Below are 21,180 nucleotides of genomic sequence, written 5' to 3' on the forward strand. Positions count from 1 at the left end.
TCTTTGAATTATTTCCAAAACTATTTTTGTATTTTCCAGGAGCTACTGAAAATTCCTCTCTGAAAGAATTTGTTTTTAGTACTCCTTTCTTATAGTTCTATTACTCAAATTTGCTCCTAATTTTAGGTTATGATAGGGTTCACCGTAGTGTATCTAAATGAGGTTTCCCGATTAATTTTCCTTACCAAAATATGCTTCCAACAAACCTTGACCATCAAAACGATAATTTTCATTTAAATCCTTTACTAAACTGTTTAAGGCGTTACCGAAATCAGATTCTTTTTGACCAGTTAGTATAAACAGATTCCAGTTTTCATTACCCTTACCTTCCTGTATTAGCTGTTCAAGATGCCGTCTTTCATATGGTTTAAAACCAAATCTACCACTAGGATAATAACCACCCTTCCCGTGGTAGCGATACTTTATACATCGTATAAATTCAAAGAAATCATAATAAATCTCAAATTCGATTTTATCGAATATTAATTGAGTTGCTACTAGAACATTTTCAAGATATTGATTCATGAATTCTTCCATAGGTAAATGAAAATTTGTTGGGGAGTACAAAAAGTTAAATAACTCTCCAAGTCCTCTATAGGGAGAAGAAAAGGTCATAAAATCTAACCGATTGTGAATTCTATCTCTTGCCTTTGGCTTAACAAAAACCTTGTTCAATAGCTCATAATTCTGACTTTTAACTAAAGCTATGCCAATACTATACAAGATTATTTGTAAGGGTAATTGTTGCAAATTCAATAGCCTAATCTGCCCATCATGCTTAAAAGATGTTAATCTCTCAATTGTTTCAATTATAAGCTGTTCTTGTTTATTTGTTTTAACATCATAAGACAAGAGAAATAACAATACAGATAATGGTTTGACTTTCTCATTAAGTTCTTCCACATACTGACGAACAATCTCCTTAGATACATGTTGATGGTAATTGATATTGTTAAAATAATCCAATATATTCTTGGTTTCATGGCCTATTAACTGTGATATTTCCATATCTTGTTGGTTTAATAAGTACTTTTGTAAACTTTTAATTTTAACTTGAAGTGATTCGGGATTTACTCTTTTTACTTTATTAATACTTTCCACATTTTCCAAAAGCGAGTTAAAGAAATGGTCAGCACCTTCACTATCTATAATAATACTAGCATCTCTAAAGTTTACTAACTCTCTCGCTTTCTCATTAATTTCAGTTGAAAAAGCGTGCCAATACCATGAATATCTACGACCCTTTACACTCTTAATTGTATCTCTTAAAGCAGTATCCCACTCCGCTGACCATCCTGAAATTATTAATCCATACTCATCAAATATTTTTTCTAAAATATCTGTTAAAGGCTCTGAATAACTCTCTAATTCATCTGTTATATTTTTAAACCTTGTATCTCTATAGTCACCATGTATTTTTAAAACTGTACAATCAGCATGAGCTAAAGGTTTCATTCCTTCAATATCTGAGTCATGATAAAGCGTTTGATATTGTACGTTCAATCCATCTAAAGCCTGTTCAAGTAAACGGTCAAAGTTTGTTGTTACAACTACCTTTATGTAGCCCTGCTTTACTAATTCTGCTATTGCACGATGTGCTACAGTTGGGAGCTTTCTATTATGCACTAAGTCTTCTTCAGTTGGTTCAAAAAATTCCTTTAATAAACCGTTACGTTCTGAAGAAGTTCTTGCCAACATACCTATTACCTCATCATAAAGCGGTGCTTTTCCAAATTTCTCTTCATACCATTTAATTTCATCTTGATCATCTGCTCCATTTAATAGCATAATTCTCCTGCATAATTCTTTTAACACACCCCACCCTGTAGGAATACCTGCAGAATAAGAGATACCTGAACCAAGCAATAAAGCATATACACCTTTATTTGCCTCAACTGAAAAAGATAATGACATCAATTTTTCATCTATCATAACTTCCCCCTAATGTTTTTAAAGTTTGTTTGTTTGGTCTTTTAAAAAAAACTATCAAATCTCACTTACTATCTCCGGGATGTAACTATGCAAGGTTTATACTATTTCTGGAAAAAATGCTTTTTGTATATCACTTCCAAGCGGATAAAATTGCGCTACACCATTTTCATCGAAGCCATGTGATACACATTTAACAATGATATCTTCACTACCAGATTGCTTTTGACATATTAATGCCCCCTCTCTAGCTACTTCTGGTCTAAAACAAACATTATAACTATTCTTATCTTTAATTGATGGAAAAACCCAGGCATCTTGTATGTCTCTAGGAGGCAAGTCAAAAAATGATTTTGCTATAAACTCAGAGACGATATATAAATATTCATTGCCAATTCCTACATCTCTACTAAACTCGTCCTTTAGGAAATTCACTATTGATTCCCATGATTTCGTAATCATATTCTTGTCCAATAGAATTTACTTTTACTATATCTTTTGATACATAAGTAATAAGGGCATAATATGAATCATCAGGAATCTTAATTTCCTTTAACGTTACCGCAGGGTTCTCTGGTGTAGTATAAAGCAATGATTCATAAGGTTTATTTAATCTTCCATACTTTTTAATATATTTACTAGGACAATTCCAAAAATCTGATTCTACTTTTAATTATTATTAGGGATTATTGCTCCATCTAAAATCCTTGTCCGAAAAAATTTTGTTCCTTTAGGGTAATTTTTTAAACTAGTGAAGTAATAAAACTTTCCTTCAAAAGTTAATACATGAAATATTTCATTATAAATGGCTTCTTTAGTCATTACAGACAAATTTAGATTTCTAAATCTTCTTATCTTCTGTAACAATTCTCTTGGGTCAATCTTTTCTAAAAACTCTATATGCACTTTATTCATATGTTCTGGAAACATTCATGTCACCCTTTTTTATATGATGTATTACTCGTTAAGAGAAAATTGTAAACAGGGCAGCCAGTACTTTTACTTTCAACTAAATAGTAGTTTTAACGATTATTAACATAGTAAAAATTTTCCTTACCCACAAAATTAGTATACCTTTTTCAAAAAATCAGATGTATAAAAATGATTCTTTTTATATAAAAAACCTCATTTACTTATGGTAAGGTTCACCGCGCTTAAAGTTAAACAATTATTTTCTCAATTGGATTCATATACAGAACAATACAATATAAAAAAAAGACCACCTAATGAAATGGTCTACTGAAAAGATTAACTATTTTTGCTCATTTCTCAATTCGATTTTAGCAACAGCTTCACAATGGCTTGAGTAGTGATGGCAGATATATAATGGTGTAGTGGTGTTTATCTTATTTAATTTAATTCTTATTTTTTTTAACTGTAATTCACTTTTCACCAGAATATTAATTTGAAATCTAAGTTCTTTTGAAGTGTTACTTACTTGCAATAATGCTCTCTAATAAACTGTTCTTTTTACAGATTTCCATTAAATGTTCCCTGTCAATAATAATAGTATTGTCTCTTCTGGATTTAATTGGTTGTTCTATTATCCCATTTGTAATAAGGATATCTGCTATTGACATATCGTAACTATAAAATTTGTTTGTTTTATTAACTGAAGAAACTTTTTTTATTTGAACCTTATATGATTTATTATTTTTTGAAATCTCAAAATCATATCCTTTGTCATAATTATTTTTTAAGTTGTTTACGGAGTAACCATTCTCAACAAATAGAAATTCAATATATTTTTCAAAAGAAATAATATTCATATCATCAATATCAGATATTCTAGTCTTCTTTTGAAAATGGTGTATTTCAATATCTTCACTAAAATTGTCACTGGATATTTCCCCTACACAAATACCATCTCTATAAACATAAAAGAAATCCTGTTCATTTGGGTAGTGTTCAAAGTCAGAATGATACTCCTGAAAGTTATAAAACCCCTCATATGATAATAAATTTTGATCAATCCCTAAGAAAATAAGTTTCTCATCATTTATTCTTTCTAAGGTTCCCTTATATATCCTACCATCTATACTATACTCTCTATAATCTTTCTTAATTTTTCTGTATAGACTTTCTTTTTTATTTAAGATATTAACATCCTCGGTTTCTTCAAGTCTATTTTTCATAAATGAAAAATATTTACTTAATTCACTTTGACCAATAAAACTAAAGACTGCAGAATAATGCTTTGCCTTCTGAATTTTTATTATCAATTCTTTATTCTTTTCATTAGGCTGACTAGGAGGATCGATAAACTCATTTGTGGAAATCGAGTCTTGATTTAATAGAGTTAATGAAACGGTATGTATGTCTGATGAAATAGATCTCTTTTGGATTTGTGCATTACTTAATTGGCCTCTTAAGTTGTTATAATTTGTATAGCCCTTAGATTCAACCACTAACTCTTCTCCATAACTAGTCATGCATTTTATATCAGGTCTTTTCCCATGTTCTGTAATCCTATGTAATGTTGTTAAATCAATATTATAAAGATAATCTGCCACTAGAACCGCTATCCCAACACCAAAATCTTCAGATATTTTCCCTAATGTTTCTGACCCTAATAAATTTCGAATTCTATCAATTTCTACTTTAAAATCATTATCGTCCTTAATTTTTTCAATCAAATCTTCTTTATCAGTAAATTTTTGTCTGTTAGAAGGATTAAACCTTCTAGATTGAATTGAACCGATGGCATATATTAATTTAAATTGATTTATTTGTATCGTGAATTCACTATTAGTTAGCAAATCCACAGGATACCTAACTCTAGTAGGATTAATCAAGTTAGTATCAACTTTCACCAAAATATTATAATTTTTAACTCTAGACATTGTTAAAGTCCTACTCATACTACACAACCTTGTATGTTATATTCTTCATACTTTTTTATTAATTACATGAACATAATACCAATCAACACTAAAACAAAAACTTCCTATATAACATATATTTAAATTTAGTTATGATTATAGTTAAACCGTAATTGATTGTTTTAAATCAATAACATCTTTATCGCACTCGTCAATAATAAAATGAGGAACAATCTGATATATACAAGGATTCAGCTGATACATATAATCATTCTCTAAGTGATATGTCTCATTTACAAATTTTCTTATAATATCATTCTTACTATTTCCTATATTTATGATTCTATATATCTGCAATTTCTCATAGTTGTTCGAAGACTTTTCATAAAGTCTAATTAAGTTATGAACATCTGCTACCGTATTATAATAAATTTCATAATTAAAATTAGGAATATATTCGGATATTATAGATGTAGCAATATCTATTTCCTCTTGAGTCATAGGTCTAGATATACCATTGGCAATAAATTCAGGTATTTCCCTTTTCTTGAATAAATTGGATAGTAAGTGATATGGCTCAGCTTTATCTTCGTTCACTTCAAATAACCTTCTTAAATAAATTAATTTATTTATATCTTCATCAAGTGAAAATATATTTTCTTTAACTATTTCCAAAAATGTTTTAACATCTTTTTTCTCAATAAACTTTTCTGTTAAGATTCCGTTTACGTTTTCTAAAAAAGCCGCTTTGGGTACGGGTTGAAATTTATGCGGTAGATGGTAGATCATATCGACAATTGGATCAAAATCATGTGTTAACATTAATACTGTTTTTCCCCTAAGACTTTTTTCCCCTCTAAACAACATATCAATTATTGCGTATTTTTTGTTCTTATCAAAAGAAGATATAGGATCATCCAATATAATTAAATCAGGATTATTCTTAATCACTTCAAACATAAATAACACAAGTGCAAAAGCGTTTCTTTCCCCATAACTTAGATGAAGTTTTACATTTGAAATATGGTCTTCTACAAAGTCATTATGTTTTAATTTTAGCTTATAGTTTCCTTCGTTATCTTCCTCTAAGTTTACCTGATAGTTATAACCTGCATATTGTAAAAAACTATTTATCTCATCATTGTAATCTTTTATTGTTTTCTCAATGTGTCTTTTCTGCTTATTGATTTCACCTTGTAAGTGACCTGCTTGTTCTAGAATACTATCTAACAATTCATTTATATTATTTACTTTCTCAGAAGTTGCAGTTGAATTAAGATGAGCAATATACTCAATATCAATCTTATAACCCTCTACAACCTCTTTAACTCTGCTAAAATCTTTTAAAGTGTGAAAACCTAATGTTCTTATCTTTGCTAACTTGTTATAAAGTATATTAATGTGATCTCTAACTTCTAATAGATATCTCTCATGTTCTTCTTTTAGCCCGTCAACGCTTTGTGAAATAGCAAGTATTTTATTGTAGGTATCTTCCGTAAAATATGAACTTAATCGGTGTATAATATCTATCACCTTATTTAGATGTTCAATTAGCTTAGAATCATATTCTTTCTTAACAGCTAATATAGTTTCCTTTTTTTCTTCTATACCAGTATTGGTACAAAAAGGACAAATACTCGATATCTCTAAATATTCATTACCGCTCATCTGCCACTTTAACCATTTTACATTTTGCTTATTTTGTAAGAAATCTTTGTAAACAGTTAATCCTTCTGGTATATTTTGAATTTTATTACCTGCTCCAATACCTTTAAAAATACTACTTGATTTAGCTAGTCCCTTTGAGTTTCCAAAACAATTACTTAGTTCTAGTAAGTCACTCATTAGATTATCAATTTCATCGTTGCCTACAAAAATATCCCCAATCACTTTTATGTATTCATTAATTTTTTGCATGCCCTCGTCGTATTTTTCATCATGAATAAAAACTTCGAAACTATCTTTCAAGAGTTCATCCTGTAGAAAGACATATTGGTCTATATAGCTCTCGTTAAAAATTGAAATACTACTTATAGAATCTAGTCCTTCAATTATTGGGTTATTTGTTTCCTTATCTCCTCTATACTTAAATGGTTTAAGATTTAGAAGATGATTTGTTGAGTTTAATCTATCGATAATGTTTGACTCCATTGCTTTAGAAATTGTAGATTTACCTGTTCCATTAATTGCATATTTAATGTTGAGACTATTTTCTATAATTGTAATAGTCCCAGTCTCAATACTATTACAATTGCTTAATTTAATATCCATGTTATTCCTCCCAAAATTATGCCAATTTTGAAGTTCCTTTATTTTTAATTGTATATTTTTCCCACGTATACTTCTACAAATTTTGCTAATATATTACACAATTTAATTTATTATTTAGGAGACTATGGTTTTAAATAAAATTAACAACCCTTATCAGAAGCTTTATTTAGTTCACTTATGTTCAGAACAATTCTATAACTTTTTAATGTATTAAAATCCTCCAAATAAAAAGCCCAAGACGAATTATTTTCTACAATTTATGTTAGGGTTGGTTTTTGTTTGTACAACATTCATAACTATTTAAGCGACTAAACAGTATAATTAAAATGGAATAATTTTACTTGAAGGGAGACTTTATATGCCTACGACAAACTCCTCCTTTGTTAGTCCTGATGTATTAATCATGAATCCTAACGAGGTTAACAAATCCATCATAGATTTTTTAGAACAAAAAGGTTTTTTAATAACTACAGGAGCATCACATTCTGAGGTTGATATTAGAGCAGTAAAGAATAATGTGGAACTTATAATTGAATCTAGAGGAAATCAGGCCTATAAGAATTCTGGTACGGATATAGGTTTTTGACGGTTCACAGCTCGACATTCAATTGTCAGAACAACTAACCCAAGTGATAAGATTTCAACAATCCTTATCACCTAGACATACCCCTATCTATATTGTGGCTTTTCCTGACATCACAAGAATAAAAGAAAGAGTTTCTATAATTTCAAAAGGTCTTGATAAACTTGAAATTTTAAGATTATGGGTGAGCGATCTCAATGAGATAAAAGTTGAAGGCCCAGAAAAGCTAATAACTATATGGGAAAGGTTAATTTTATAAATTACTCTATAATTTGAACTGGCCAAAGAGACAATCCTTCATATCTAGAATTGTCTCTTTTTATATATATTAAATATCAATTTCAAGACCGAAAAACTCAGAAACTTTATCAATCGTATATTGGCTTTTAACTTGTAAGCACTATTCTGGTTTGCTTTTAAGTCTTTTACCCAGTATGCCTAACGGGTTCCGTTTCCAATAACAAAACGTGAATTTACAGCTAAAAATGTACAATAAAATGTATATAAATTTGCACCGTATTTGTGGTGCTTTTTGTTTAATAAAATAGCCTAGTTCCGTATGAACTAAGCTACGAAGTGGTCTGGCACTCTAGGAAGCAGACCACTTTGGAAGGAAAGAGAAGGATATAAAAACATTGCATATATAGAGAACTCAGAAAATAAGACTCGCTACTATTTTTGTGAAGATATGATTCATTTACCAATCACCTTCAGGGGCTTAATTAAATTATTCTCCCTTTCGCACATTGATTCAAGCGGGTACTCTAAATAACACTCGTCCGAGCACATAAATTCATGTGTCCTCCCCCAACAAATTGCTCTCATCCAACATTTACTTTAGTATGTGCTGTGAACGATAGATACCTGGGGTTGTTCCGGTATTTTTCTTGAATACTTGATTAAAGTATTTTTGATTTTCGTAGCCTACCTGTTTACAAATCTCGGATACTTTTAAATTGGTGGTTCTTAACAGTTTTTTGGCATTATTTAATCTGACCTTTGTAATATATTCAAAGAGGGTGCTGCCAACTGCCTTAGAAAACAAGTTACAAAGGTAGGCAGGGTTCTTATGGAATAGCTTGCCTAAATCATCTAAAACAATTGGTTCTTTATAATTAGCATTAATGAAACTTTTTAAATCGATGATTAATTTTTCATTATATGACACGTGATTTTCATTTAAATTAGCAGTGGATTGCCCAATAAATTGTTCTAGCCAAACTCTGATTTCTTCAAAAGACTGCAGTTGATTTAATTCTTGGTAAACTAAATATCGTTCGCCGCCGCTTTTATTTATTTCATATTCACTTTCGATATATTCCAAGAAATGATTAACGATTTTAAAAGAGACGTATTTTGTTTTTTCTGGGGGGAGGCTGCTCTTTTGGCAATCGAGAAAAACTTTGTCCATGAAAAGATTCATGTTGCTAAGAAGGTCTGGGCCTTTTCCATTAAAAAATGTATCAATTTTTTCAATAATACGATTACCAAAGGAATGATTGAACGTTTCTAATTCTTTATAATAGGTTATTAACTGGTTTGAAAAAACACCATTTTTCAACGCTTCTTTTGCTTCACTATAGGCTTTCTTTATGTCCGAAATAGTTACATAGATATTACTTACTCCAACCATCGGTCTTATGTTCATATCATGTAAGAGCAATGACACAAGATCCTGAACCAAGTCATTCCCGAGCGCTGAACCAGCGTTTGAAATCATGATGACGATTTCACTATCAATCGTAAAGACAAAGTTCTGTATCTTCCTGTTTTCCAATAGGCTTTTTAAACACTCTAAGGAAGCTTGAATTTTTTCAGTGGCATTTGAATCATCCCAGTCAAACCCCTTCAATCCGATGTTTAAAAAAGAAAAACTTTGTAGCTTTTGGTCCTTTTCCGGCACAACAAATCTTTGTCCTAAAATGTAATCAAGGACACGCTTTTCTTCTAAAGCCATTTGATATTCATGAATCCGCTCAGTTGCTTGTTTTTCATTTTTTATTTTTTCTAGTTTTAAAATGGCATTTTTAATAGAATGAACAATTTCTTCTACTTCAATAGGTTTAACTAGATAGTCGATTGCCTCGAGTTTAATAGCCCTTTTGGCGTAATCAAACTTTGAATAACCGCTTATAACGATAAAAACAGTATCAAGATTAAGAGCCTTTGTTTCTTGAATTAAATCCAATCCATTTAATTTAGGCATTCTTATATCTACTAATACAATGTCAGGCTTTTTATTCATGATTTCTTTAAGTGCTTCTTCTCCATCTGAAGCAGATCCTACTAGTTCAATCTGATGCTCCTGCCAGTTAACTGCTGATTTTAAGCCTTCAATTACAATTTTTTCATCATCAACAATTAAAAGTTTATACATAATAGAAAACTCCTTAAAAATTGTCATGGATGATTTCGTCATTCTTTAGGCCAACCTTAAGATAAACAGTAGTTCCCTTTCCTATTTCACTTTCAATCTTTAATCCATACTCTTTTCCATAATAAATCTTCAATCGTTCATTAATATTTTTTAAAGCATAACCATTTTTGTTCATATCTACTGCATTCATGTCAAATCCCTTTCCTGTATCACGAATAATGAAAAGTAAACCTTTCTCGACCTTTGTGCCTTCAATCATAATAGTACCGCTTTCCTGCTGTTCCAACCCATGGTAAACAGCGTTTTCTACAATTGGCTGTAACAGCAATTTAATGATACTTTCTTCCATGATTTCAGGTTCAATCGTAAATGAGTAGTGGATTTTATGGTCAAAACGAATATTTTGGATATCCAGATAACTTTTAACTTGTTCAATTTCATTCTTTACAGAGGTAATATGATTTCCATCATTTAAGGTAAGTTTAAAAATTTTTGACAAGTTAATCGCAATTTTTGCTATTTGTTTCGCTTTTGCCTTCTCTGCCATCCAATAAACGGTGTTCAACGTATTATATAAAAAATGCGGATTAATGTGGCTTTGCAAGGCTAATAGTTCTGCTTCCTTTTCCTTGATCTGTGATTTATATAACCTTTTTGTTAAATCATTATTCCAATTATAAAGGTGAACAATCTGTTTTCCAATCTCTCCAAGTTCATCCTCATTATTAAAATCAATATCCACTATTTTCTCACGTTTTTCCATTTTTTCTGTAACCATGCGCAGCAAACTTAACTGGTTTGTTATTCTCCTCGTTATAAATAAAGCAAAAATTAAGGAGATGATTAACGCAGTGACTAATAGTGAAATTGTTACCAATCGAAGCTGGTTAACCTCGCGAACAATATTTTCATAGGGGATCATACTGACGATATCCCAATTTGTTTTCTTGTTGGTATGAACATTAAGGAAATATCGTGTTCCATTGATCACTTTTTTACTTGTTCCGCTTTTCTTACGACTTTGAATGATTTCTGCTATCTGAGAGGAAGAGAAACGATTGCTGCTTGAAAACAGAATTTTATCATCATCCAATATTAAAATATCGCCTGGTGGATTACTATTCTTAAACATATTTTCAAAATAAGAACGCTCCAGTTCGATCAGGACAATGCCATTTTGTTTCTTCGTTCCAAGATCTCGAATATTTCTTCCATAAAGTAAAGATTGATTACTATCTTTCACCAGTTCTAAATTACTGCCATTTAGCCATTCACCCTGCCACTGACTATGGAGTAACCGCGGATAGATATTGGACTTTTTTATCGCTTGATAGATGTCATTTTTCAAATTCCGTTCCCCGCGGTTTACTTTCAAAAAGCCGTGGTTTTCATTCCCAACGTAAATCGCATTGATATAGGGGTTATTTACCACTGTAATATTATTCAAGTTTTCTAGAGATGACGTTTCTAATCTGTATAACTTTGCATCTGTTTTTTTATAGGTTAAATAAGATTGTATTTCATTTGAAAGAAAGATGTCATTCGATAAATTCTCTACATTGCTTGCAAAAGCATTAATATTCCAATCGACAATCGTTAAAAAGTTATCAATCGTGGTAGACACTTTATTTTCTATTACTTTACTAAAATAAATGAACGTTAAAGGACCAATAACAAGTAAAGGGATTAGGGCTGAAAACAGTGCTAATAAGATAATCTTCCGCTTAATGGGAGATTCGATGAGTCTCATTAGTTTAGCCATTATGTTTCTCCAGTTTATAATTTTTGTCCATATTTCTTCTATCAATGTAAATTCCTCTTTTTCAACATTATACGCTATCACTGTTTCTTTTTTGGCTGATTTCAACACTTTTATCCCAAATTCCTTTGCTCCTTCAAACGTTGAATATATTATTTATGCTCCTGGCATTGGAGTGGCTCTGAATGCATTTACAGTTTTGTCCATAACAACCTGTGCATCACTTCCCGAATCAAGAATCGTATTTTGAAGCGATTCTTTTTCTACCAATACGGTTGTTACGGAAAGCGGCTCTGATGCTTCGGTAGTCAACAAAGCTTCTACTTGCGCTGAGAAACAAGAATCACTTGTCTTAGCATGAACCTCCGTGGCAACAACATGATTATTAGAAATATAATTTCCATTACCTGAAACAATACGGATGATTACAGGTGTTGCACCTACCGGCTTAATGTTCTGAGTATTAATCACTTCAGAAAAGTGATTAGCAATGACAGAATTATTATTGCCACTGATATAGAGGAGACCATACAAGTCATCTAACCCATTGTCTATTCCCAGAAAAGGAGTCCAAGGTTCATGGTCACGTAAAAAGTGATTGGAAGAAACCAAGTTTTCCGAACAATTTTCCCTGAATACCACCATTCCTGGATAGAATGAATGAAGTCTATTATTTGTGATACTAGAACGTGTCACACCATCAAAATAGATACTGCTCGCACCTCGTGGAAAAACATTATTTGCTGTAATCAAAAGTCCACCAAAATTTTGAGCGTAAATAGAATATCCTTTAAAACCGGCTCCTATCAGGTTATCGGTTATTTTTGAAGCCTGTCCCCAACCTCGCAGTTCTATACAGTTACCACATTCAGCTATGAAATTATCATGTATAGTCAGTGCATCTGCATGATAAATAGTAATTCCATGCTCTAAATACACAAACCCCATGCCTGTGATCCGAAATGAGTCACAAGCATTTGCCACATAAATACCCGTTTTCCCGTTAGTGTATGTGTTTTCCGGATTTGTTTCTCCTGCACCATCTTCAATAAAATGCAAACCATCAATACAAAAGTCAGAAAACTCTACCGAACTTATTCGGGGACTTCCACTTCGTTCAACATAAAATGCAGCTCCTTTATATTCCTCGTCATTTACTTCTAGGGGAATATCTACGAGTATGCGACTCCCTCCCGGCCACAATTCATGCAAATCCGCCCATTCATTCTCAGAAGTATTAAAACGAATACTCGAAGATGTAAACCCGTGTCCAGAACCCATAATTTTAAGATAACTGATGTCTATAACTACTTGACTGCCAAGATGATAATCTCCCGGTGGAATATAGATAACCGCACCCGGCTTTCCGCCTTTATTCACATCAGTGTCCGTTTGCCTGCTTTTAATATCTGCTATAATGCTATTGATTACCTCACCAATATCCTCATACGGATTACCGACAGGCCACTCTGTTACGTCGTAATAATTTTTACTAGCCATGAATAAATTCTCCTATCAATTTAGTGTGTTTGTTCCTAATTGGACACATTACTTTAACCGATAGATATCCAGAGAGAGTAGTTTTACATTTCCGCCTTTAGAAAACAACTCAATACCCTTACTAGATGAGTCTGGAAATATCAGACTGGTTATGGTAATTTCTCCATTATTTGCAAAAACCTCAATAGAAGAACGATCCACAAAGACATGGAATTTTATCCGATGGTTTAGAGCTTTTACCGCTGCACGATCGATAGATGAAAAGAATCCATTAAAAGAGGTTTCACCCGAGTTTCTTCGATCAATGTACATTTCCTCTTTTTCAACATTATATCCTATCTCTGTTTCTTTTTTATCTGACTTAAACACTTTGATACCAAAATCCTTTTCACCCTCAAACTCAAACTCAGCAATAATTTCGCAAGTGGTTCCTTGAAGGTTCGCTAGGAGATCTTTATCTGGTGCCAGCAATTGATTCTTAATGTGGATATGTTCATCACGGAGATTTTCCAACTCTTTTATTGGCTTTTGGATCAATAGGTCCTTAGATGTCAGAAATAGTTCACGTGGGAGCGTCATAGCACCTCTCCACCCTTGAGTCGGGGTTTCGTTTGCATATTTCCAATTGCTCATCCAGCCTATATAAATCCTTCTGCCATCTGCCATGTTTGACCAGGTAACTCCAGCGTAATTATCCTTACCGTTGTCAAGCCATTTTACTTTGTGATCCGATTCATAATTTGTAAAGCTATGGCCATCAAAATCTCCAACAAAATATTGTGTCCTGGAACCATAAAGGCTATCGCCGTGACTTACGAGAAGGACCCATTTCGTTTGTTCTGGATGACCTTCAACCGGGAGTTTAAATAAGTCAGGACATTCCCAAACCCCAAACTTTTCTCCTGAGTGTCCTTCAAACGAACTTTCAAAGTGCCACTCCTTTAAATTAGGAGAACTGTAAATTTCTATGCAATCCCCAGCTGCCAAAACCATAATCCATTTATTTGTTTGTTCATGCCAGAAAACCTTTGGGTCACGGAAATCAAATTTTTCCTCATTCACTAAAACTGGATTATGACGATATTTTATCCAGGTCCTGCCATTGTCAAGACTGTAGGCGAGGCTTTGCCGCTGCCTGGGTTTCTCTGAGTCTTGATCCGTATCGTGATGGGTAAAAATAGCTACTAATCCGGATTTTCCATTAAAGAAACCCGAAGTATCCTTCAAATCTACAACAGCACTTCCGGAAAAAATCATACCATTTTCATCAGGATCTAAAGCAATCCCCAAACGCTCCCAATGAACCAAGTCCTTACTAACGGCGTGCCCCCAATGCATCGGGCCCCATTTGGTACCAAAAGGATGGTATTGATAGAACAAATGATATTCATCTTGATAAAAAACCAATCCGTTCGGATCATTCATCCAGTTATTTTTTGGAGTAAAATGATACGCTGGACGGTATTCTTCTTTGCAGGTTTCGGGCTTATACATCAACATTTTCATTACTCCCTTCCCGGTTCAATAGTTCCTCCACTTCTTCCAGTGCAGGCATGCTGGGAATACCCCCCTTTTTCGTGCAAGATAGGGCAGCAACGGTATTCGCAAACCTAGCCATTTCAACCACTTCGCTTAACTTCAACTGGGAAGGATGAACGTTGTACTCTAGTAATTTATAAAGAATCCCTCCTAAGAAGGCATCACCTGCTCCAGTCGTATCAACTGCTTTGACGTTAAAACCGCTAATTTTTCCAAAATCTTTCCCTTGGCGAAAAAGGCAGCCCTCGTTCCCAAGTGTAACGAATAGCAAGGATAGTTGATTTTCCTTCATCAAATAATCTGTTCCCTCACAAAATTCCATTTCACCTGCTAGCAAGTGAAATTCTTCTTCCGAAAATTTCACTATATCCGAATTCAATAGTCCTTTTTTCATCATTTCCTTGGCATGATCCTCACACTTCCATAATTGCCTTCGATAATTAGGATCAAAGGAAATAATCTTTCCCATCACTTTTGCCTGTTCTATCGCTGCAAAGGTTGCGGTTCGTGCTGGCTCATCTGTTAATGAGAGTGAGCCGAAGTGAACGATTTTTGACTGACCTAGGATTTCGTGGTCCACTTCCTCCGTTTGTAACATCATATCTGCACCGGGGTTACGATAGAAACTGAAGGATCGATCCCCCTCTTCGTTCAAATGGACAAAAGCAAGGGTGGTGCGAATTTCATTCGAAAATGTTAAGCCACTAGTATGAATTCCACAATCAATTAACACCTGCTCCAGGAAATGTCCAAAGGAATCGTTTCCTACCTTTCCGATAAACGCAGGCTTTCGATTAAATTTTGCCAATGCCGCCAGTACATTCACTGGGGCTCCACCAGGATTCTGAACAAAAGAAACCGTCTCATCCTCAGGATTTCTAGTTTGAGTAAAATCAATTAATAACTCTCCAATAGCTGTTACATCGAACATACGTTTACCTCACTCCGCTATTTGCTTTTATTATCAAATTGTTATTCTTTCACTGCTCCTAAAGTCATGCCACTTACAATATAACGCTGTACGAAAAAGGAAAATATCATAACAGGCAGACTAAATGAGATGGCCGCAGCTGTCATTGGCCCTAAATCAAGATTATAAGCAGTTAAAAATTCTGAAATTCCTACTGTCGCCGTTTTGGCCTTCGTACTGGTCATGAGTAACGAGAACAAAAAATCATTCCAAGCTAACATAAAAGTAAAGATAGCCGTAGTTGCCAGTCCAGGAAGTGACACCGGCAGAATAATTCTGATAAAGGCCCCGATCCAGCTGCATCCATCCACCCTTGCCGCTTCATCAAACTCCTTTGGAACCGAGTCAAAAAAACCTATCATTAACCAAATGGCAAATGGGACATTTAAGCTGGTATACACCAAGATTAAGGCAAAATGGGTATCAATCAAGCCCATACTTTTTACAATCATATACATCGGAATCGCAATACTAATCATTGGTACCATTCGGATCACTAACGTAAATAACAAAAAGTAACTTCCTGTTATGGAAGAAAACCTAGAAATTCCATAAGCAGCCATCGCACCAAAGAATACACTTAAAATGGTGCTGGCACCGGCCGTAATTAAGCTATTAAAAAAATACTTTTCTATAGGCAAGTATTCGAACATTTTCCTATAATTTTCCAATGAAAATTTCGTGGGCCATAAAGTCGGTGGTGCAGTTACTGCCTCGGCGGATGGTTTCAATGATGTTAATAGTAGATAGAGATACGGACCTAGGAATAATAAAGCCAGTAAACAGGTGACCACCAATACAATCAGCGTCCATATTTTATGTTTAAAATGAAAACTAGGAAGCCAAACTGGTTTTTCAACAATCGTTTCTTTTATTGGCGTGTGGGCCATGATTTAATTCACCTCTCCTTATGAATGTCTTCTCCTAGGTGACCACATTTTTGTAATGAAGAAAGAACTTAGGACTAATAAAATGATGATAAAAATGACGGCCATGGCACTTGACTGCCCCACTTCTCCATATCGGGTCAATGTCTTATACATATAGGTACTTAGCAGCTCGGATGAAAAACCTGGTCCTCCTTGCGTTAGCACCCACACAATATCAAATGTTCTTGCCGCATCAATAATACGAATTAATAAGGCTACGGTGGCGACTGGAATAAGAGAAGGAAAAGTAATGTAACGGAACTTATGCCATTTATTGGCCCCATCCATATCAGCAGATTCATATAAACTAATAGGAATTCCTTTAATACCTGCTAATAGAACGAGCATAATGAAAGGCGTTGTTAACCAGATGTCTGCAATAATCGTAGAATAGAGTGCATAACGTGAGTCTGATAACCAGAGTATTTGATGCGGGTCAGAAAGGATTCCAAGTTTATAAAGTCCCCAGTTGATAATGCCGAATTGATCATTAAGCATAAACTTCCAAATTATCCCTGTAACTAAAGGTGCCAGCATAAGCGGGCTTAACAATAGAGTCCGAATAAATTGGCTTCCTTTAAAAGCATTGCTGAGAAGCAAAGCAAGGATAAGCCCTAAGATAAACTCGAAACCCACCGCTACCCCTATATATACCACTGTGTTCCAAAGGGCTTTTAAAAAACGTTCGGAAGTCAACGAGTTTGTATAGTTTGCAAAACCGACAAATTCTCGCAATGAAGGATTAATGATATCAATCTTATAAAAACTGTCTCTAATTAAAAGAAAAATTGGATAGACCAGAAATACCAACATAAAGATTCCTGCAGGAAAGAAAAAGATCGTCGATAATGCCCCATTTTTCAGTCTCAAGAAAACCGCTCCTTTCTATCAAAATGTTATTTTTTTTAGAACCTTTTCATTGAAAAAAATTGTCTAATGAAAAGGTTCTATTTAACATATTATTTTACTGTGGCGGTAATAAATCTTTGATTACATCTGCCGCCCAATCAAGTGCCTCTTGAGGTGTTTTTTCACCGGAAAGTGCATATTGCACAGCTGGAATGAGTGCTTCACTTTCAATTTCTTGCCATTCCTTAATAGCAGGTCGATTTTGTGTTTGTGGTCCGCTTAATGTCGTCATAAGCGGTTTCAAATGTTCATAGCCCTGCTTCGTGCTATAACTTTCAAATACAGATTTTCTCGCTGCTACGCCCAATGATTTCATAAATAATTCATTCTTTTCATAAATAAACTTGAGGTACTCCTTGGCAATCTTCTGTTTCTTGGAAGAACTAGGAATAACCTGATACCATGGGCCTGGGACAGCACCTATTCCTGCTTCGCCGCCAATCATTGGAGCACTTCCAACTTTTCCTGCTACCTTTGATTGTTTAGGGTCATTTGAAGGGACATAAAAGTGACCCCATGCAAGCATCATCGCAGATTTTCCATTCCAAAATAGCTCAGAAGTTTCAGCAGATGCCATTTCAAGTGCACCTGATGGAACCGATTGATCCTTTTTCAAAAGATCAACTAAAAATTGTAAAGAATCAACATACGGTTTCGTATTGACAAGAACTTTGCCTTTATCATCAACTACTAATGGTTTCGCACCTGCTTGGGCTGCATGATCAAGCCAGCTGGCTACCGCATCTCCATTGTTCGCACCAAAGACCGTTGTTCCGTACATATCCACTTTTCCATCATTATCGGTATCTTTAGTAAAAAACTTGGCAACATCCCTATATTCATCCCATGTTGTTGGCGGATGCAGCTCATATCCATACTTCGCTTGGAAATCAGCTTTGTTCTTTTCATCTTCGAAAAGATCTTTACGGTAGATTAAATTTTTGGCGTTCGTCCATACCGGCATTCCATAAACCTTATTCTGATAACTTCCGCCTTCTACTAATCCTGGGAATAAATCATTTTTAATGTCATCTGTCATGAGATCTTCTAACGGTAAAAGTCCGCCAGCTAGAGCAGGAAACCAAAGTATATCGATGGTTGCAACATCGAATGCTCCTGCCTGTGAAGCTACCTCAGCCTTAAGTTTGTCATAGACTCCGGTATAGGGAACGGATTCAATTTTAACTGTATAGCCTGTTTCCTCTTTAAATTCCGCAGCGGTTTCTTTTGCTACCTTAAAGGCCGGGCTTCCCCCTTCAACAAGAACCGTAATCGTTTTGTTATCACCTTTTGCTTCGGAACTTCCTGTTTTTTCTCCAGAACAACCCGATAAAAAGAGAGATGATACTAATAATAATGAAACAATTGATAGGATCCCTTTTTTCTTCACCGCAACAAGCCTCCTTAATTATTAAATAAGTGATCTAATGGGCTACTAGGCTGTTATACACTCATTGATCATTCTCCTTCATTGTTTCTATCTTTTTCAAAAACTTGATAACGGTTACATTTCTTGAAATAAAAATGATTAACTTTTATTTTTTTTTGCCCCCTCTAACGTTTTTGTAAATCCTCTTTACACTTTTATTGTAATAATTAAATTGTTTTTATAAAATTCTAACTTTTTTAGAAAAGGTTATATATATTTAGAACTTTTTCATTAACAAACATCCCAGAATAATTAGAAGCTTGTTCCACTTTTTTCGATGAGATGAAAGAAACGTAAGAAGGCAACGCCCAAAGGGTTAGTTGCCTTTCTTTAAAATGAGTTGCGAGATAAACTCCACGTGTGTTGACTATCCTTCCATGGGGAGAAAAGGGGATAGCATGATTTAATATGCGGAACTAAAGTAATAAACAAGAAATAATGGGTGAGCAGTGACATTCACTGTCCGCTAAAGAAAAGTAGCAATCTAGTACTTTCAAGCATTTTTTCCAATTAAATAAGTACTCATGAAAGCTGTAACCAAAACAATAATTCGTTCTCATTCTTTAATTTTTCAACTGATAAAGGCAATAGGATTGGTCTTATTTGACTGTACCTATTGCCTTTATTAATAGAATTTACTTATAAAAAACCTTGTCTATATTGTATTTCGACTTTTGTTCATTAAGAATATATGTTTCATAAATTTCTCTATGTACTGGGTCTTCAACCATACAAACCTCAATTTTAGTGACTTCATCTCTATGCATTTTGATGGGGGACACAGTATCTTCAAAATGCTTTTTAATTCTTTGTCTTAACTTTCTTGCTTTGCCAACGAATAATAGCTCTTGATTATTGTTATAGAACATAAAAATTCCCCCCTTATCTCTAGGGATAAGATGGAAATCAGTGAACCCATAAATATTACTTAGCTCAGGATTATTCTGTTTGGTAATAGTAACATCTGGTTTGGGAAGGGTTATGTTTATCATTTACGTTCAACCCCTCCTATTTTATTGTTTATTAATGCTATCCTATTTCAGCATTTATTACAATCGCCGTTATTTAAAGCCCGCAAAAAGTACTGACTTATGTGCGCCAGATGCCATTAAATGAGGGTGGTGACAGGCACTTATAATGATGTATCAAAATGAGTTTTTGCTTCCACCTAAATCTAAATGGGTAGAATTTCATACACTTAACTCACATATGTATATTTATTAGGTTAATTTCCATTAGAGTAGATGGGGGAATAGGATGAAGGTATTCAATAAAGTCATTGCCGTAACAGGTGCTGGCGGCGGGATTGGGAGAGAACTAGTTTGCCAACTACTAGAAAAAGGAGCTAAAGTCGCAGCCATCCTCCATAAATCCGGATTGGAGGAAACACGGTCATTGGCAACAGTCTATGGAGATAAGATTTCGACACACTTGGCTAACTTAGCTAACAGAGCTGATGTTGAAAAGCTTCCAGAAGAGATCATCGCCGTGCACGGATGCATAGATGGAATTATTAATAATGCGGGAATCCTTCAACAGTTTCAAAGCGTGAATGATCTTGATTATGAACAAATTCAAAGGGTCATGGATGTAAACTTTTATGGTCCTCTCTATATGTGTAAATCGTTTTTACCACACCTTTTAACTCGACCAGAAGCTCACATTACAAATGTATCAAGCATGGGTGGATTTCTCCCTGTGCCGTTTCAATCAATTTACTCAGCTTCAAAAGCAGCTGTCAAAATGTTAACAGAAGGCCTTCATTTAGAGCTTAGAGATACCAATGTAGGAGTAACCATCGTCTTTCCTGGTGGAGTCGACACTAACCTCGTCCGAAATTCTGGAATTGAAATAGACGGAGTTGACAACCATTCGTATAAGATGATCAGCCCAAATGAAGCAGCTGCAATCATTATTAAAGGTATGGAAAATAAAAAATACCGCGTATTAGCCGGGAATGATGCAAAAATAATGGACTTTTTATATCGTTTAAACCCCAAAAAAGCAACGGACATCATAGCTAATAAGATAAAAACACTTTAGAATATAGATTGAACTTTTAGATAGGTTTCATAGCACTTATCTTTACAAAATCTCCATATTCACTAAGGAAGAAGGTCCTTGTGGAACAACCTAAACCGCAAGAACCGTCCCAGTGGATGC

General features: G+C 34.0%; 16 protein-coding genes. 2 read left to right on the forward strand and 14 right to left on the reverse strand.

All coding sequences use genetic code 11. From position 1 onward, the window contains the following. Positions 1–171 precede the first annotated feature (171 nt). The 5 genes from ACIFOT_RS27930 to ACIFOT_RS27950 all read right to left on the reverse strand — a co-directional run bounded on the left by ACIFOT_RS27930 (position 172) and on the right by ACIFOT_RS27950 (position 7,022). Positions 172–1,932, reverse strand: coding sequence for an SIR2 family protein (locus ACIFOT_RS27930; protein WP_430070886.1), 1,761 nt, complete (start codon positions 1,930–1,932; stop codon positions 172–174). Between the two features lie 96 nt (positions 1,933–2,028). Next, positions 2,029–2,364 (reverse strand): hypothetical protein, encoded by a 336-nt coding sequence (locus ACIFOT_RS27935; RefSeq protein WP_430070889.1) that lies wholly within the window; start codon positions 2,362–2,364, stop codon positions 2,029–2,031. 234 nt (positions 2,365–2,598) lie between these two features. Continuing rightward, positions 2,599–2,859: a hypothetical protein gene (locus ACIFOT_RS27940; protein WP_430070891.1), complete on the reverse strand. Its 261-nt coding sequence runs from the start codon at positions 2,857–2,859 to the stop codon at positions 2,599–2,601. A 500-nt stretch (positions 2,860–3,359) separates the two neighbouring features. Then, complete coding sequence (locus ACIFOT_RS27945; protein ID WP_430070893.1) at positions 3,360–4,772, reverse strand: restriction endonuclease; 1,413 nt, start codon at positions 4,770–4,772, stop codon at positions 3,360–3,362. A gap of 141 nt (positions 4,773–4,913) precedes the next feature. Beyond that, entirely contained in the window at positions 4,914–7,022 is a 2,109-nt protein-coding gene (locus ACIFOT_RS27950) for an AAA family ATPase (protein WP_430070895.1), read from the reverse strand. A 358-nt stretch (positions 7,023–7,380) separates the two neighbouring features. Here ACIFOT_RS27950 and ACIFOT_RS27955 point away from each other — a divergent pair, with 358 nt between their 5' ends. Beyond that, positions 7,381–7,608, forward strand: coding sequence for a hypothetical protein (locus ACIFOT_RS27955; RefSeq protein WP_430070898.1), 228 nt, complete (start codon positions 7,381–7,383; stop codon positions 7,606–7,608). An 829-nt stretch (positions 7,609–8,437) separates the two neighbouring features. Here the strand turns inward: ACIFOT_RS27955 and ACIFOT_RS27960 are convergent. The 9 genes from ACIFOT_RS27960 to ACIFOT_RS28000 form a co-directional block, all read right to left on the reverse strand. Further along, positions 8,438–9,982 (reverse strand): response regulator, encoded by a 1,545-nt coding sequence (locus tag ACIFOT_RS27960; protein WP_430070901.1) that lies wholly within the window; start codon positions 9,980–9,982, stop codon positions 8,438–8,440. 13 nt (positions 9,983–9,995) lie between these two features. Next, positions 9,996–11,744 carry a sensor histidine kinase gene (locus tag ACIFOT_RS27965; RefSeq protein ID WP_430070904.1) on the reverse strand — a complete coding sequence of 583 codons (1,749 nt, stop codon included), beginning with the start codon at positions 11,742–11,744 and terminating at the stop codon, positions 9,996–9,998. A gap of 153 nt (positions 11,745–11,897) precedes the next feature. Then, on the reverse strand, positions 11,898–13,241 hold the full coding sequence (locus ACIFOT_RS27970) for a NosD domain-containing protein (protein WP_430070907.1): 1,344 nt from the start codon (positions 13,239–13,241) through the stop codon (positions 11,898–11,900). 48 nt (positions 13,242–13,289) lie between these two features. Further along, positions 13,290–14,741 (reverse strand): glycoside hydrolase family 32 protein, encoded by a 1,452-nt coding sequence (locus tag ACIFOT_RS27975; protein WP_430070910.1) that lies wholly within the window; start codon positions 14,739–14,741, stop codon positions 13,290–13,292. Next, complete coding sequence (locus ACIFOT_RS27980) at positions 14,728–15,711, reverse strand: carbohydrate kinase family protein (RefSeq protein WP_430070913.1); 984 nt, start codon at positions 15,709–15,711, stop codon at positions 14,728–14,730. Before ACIFOT_RS27980 ends, ACIFOT_RS27975 begins: the two co-directional genes overlap by 14 nt. Before the next feature lie 41 nt (positions 15,712–15,752). Further along, positions 15,753–16,640 carry a carbohydrate ABC transporter permease gene (locus ACIFOT_RS27985; protein ID WP_430070915.1) on the reverse strand — a complete coding sequence of 296 codons (888 nt, stop codon included), beginning with the start codon at positions 16,638–16,640 and terminating at the stop codon, positions 15,753–15,755. 18 nt (positions 16,641–16,658) lie between these two features. Next, positions 16,659–17,549, reverse strand: a complete 891-nt coding sequence (locus ACIFOT_RS27990; RefSeq protein ID WP_430070918.1) for a carbohydrate ABC transporter permease — start codon at positions 17,547–17,549, stop codon at positions 16,659–16,661. Positions 17,550–17,643: 94 nt separating this feature from the next. Then, positions 17,644–18,978: an ABC transporter substrate-binding protein gene (locus ACIFOT_RS27995; RefSeq protein WP_430070921.1), complete on the reverse strand. Its 1,335-nt coding sequence runs from the start codon at positions 18,976–18,978 to the stop codon at positions 17,644–17,646. A gap of 674 nt (positions 18,979–19,652) precedes the next feature. Then, positions 19,653–20,009: a nucleotide excision repair endonuclease gene (locus ACIFOT_RS28000; protein ID WP_430070924.1), complete on the reverse strand. Its 357-nt coding sequence runs from the start codon at positions 20,007–20,009 to the stop codon at positions 19,653–19,655. 265 nt (positions 20,010–20,274) lie between these two features. Here ACIFOT_RS28000 and ACIFOT_RS28005 point away from each other — a divergent pair, with 265 nt between their 5' ends. Next, complete coding sequence (locus ACIFOT_RS28005) at positions 20,275–21,060, forward strand: SDR family NAD(P)-dependent oxidoreductase (protein ID WP_430070927.1); 786 nt, start codon at positions 20,275–20,277, stop codon at positions 21,058–21,060. Positions 21,061–21,180: the final 120 nt, after the last annotated feature.

The sequence above is a fragment of the Neobacillus sp. NRS-1170 genome, from assembly GCF_050468025.1.

Coding starts and splice junctions, on each gene's coding strand:
- ACIFOT_RS27970 (WP_430070907.1), bottom strand. CDS start 13,241: ATGGCTAGTAAAAATTATTACGACGTAACAGAGTGGCCTGTCGGTAAT.
- ACIFOT_RS27975 (WP_430070910.1), bottom strand. CDS start 14,741: ATGTTGATGTATAAGCCCGAAACCTGCAAAGAAGAATACCGTCCAGCG.
- ACIFOT_RS27985 (WP_430070915.1), bottom strand. CDS start 16,640: ATGGCCCACACGCCAATAAAAGAAACGATTGTTGAAAAACCAGTTTGG.
- ACIFOT_RS27950 (WP_430070895.1), bottom strand. CDS start 7,022: ATGGATATTAAATTAAGCAATTGTAATAGTATTGAGACTGGGACTATT.
- ACIFOT_RS27980 (WP_430070913.1), bottom strand. CDS start 15,711: ATGTTCGATGTAACAGCTATTGGAGAGTTATTAATTGATTTTACTCAA.
- ACIFOT_RS28005 (WP_430070927.1), top strand. CDS start 20,275: ATGAAGGTATTCAATAAAGTCATTGCCGTAACAGGTGCTGGCGGCGGG.
- ACIFOT_RS27930 (WP_430070886.1), bottom strand. CDS start 1,932: ATGATAGATGAAAAATTGATGTCATTATCTTTTTCAGTTGAGGCAAAT.
- ACIFOT_RS27955 (WP_430070898.1), top strand. CDS start 7,381: ATGCCTACGACAAACTCCTCCTTTGTTAGTCCTGATGTATTAATCATG.
- ACIFOT_RS27945 (WP_430070893.1), bottom strand. CDS start 4,772: ATGTCTAGAGTTAAAAATTATAATATTTTGGTGAAAGTTGATACTAAC.
- ACIFOT_RS27960 (WP_430070901.1), bottom strand. CDS start 9,982: ATGTATAAACTTTTAATTGTTGATGATGAAAAAATTGTAATTGAAGGC.
- ACIFOT_RS28000 (WP_430070924.1), bottom strand. CDS start 20,009: ATGATAAACATAACCCTTCCCAAACCAGATGTTACTATTACCAAACAG.
- ACIFOT_RS27965 (WP_430070904.1), bottom strand. CDS start 11,744: ATGGCTAAACTAATGAGACTCATCGAATCTCCCATTAAGCGGAAGATT.
- ACIFOT_RS27940 (WP_430070891.1), bottom strand. CDS start 2,859: ATGTTTCCAGAACATATGAATAAAGTGCATATAGAGTTTTTAGAAAAG.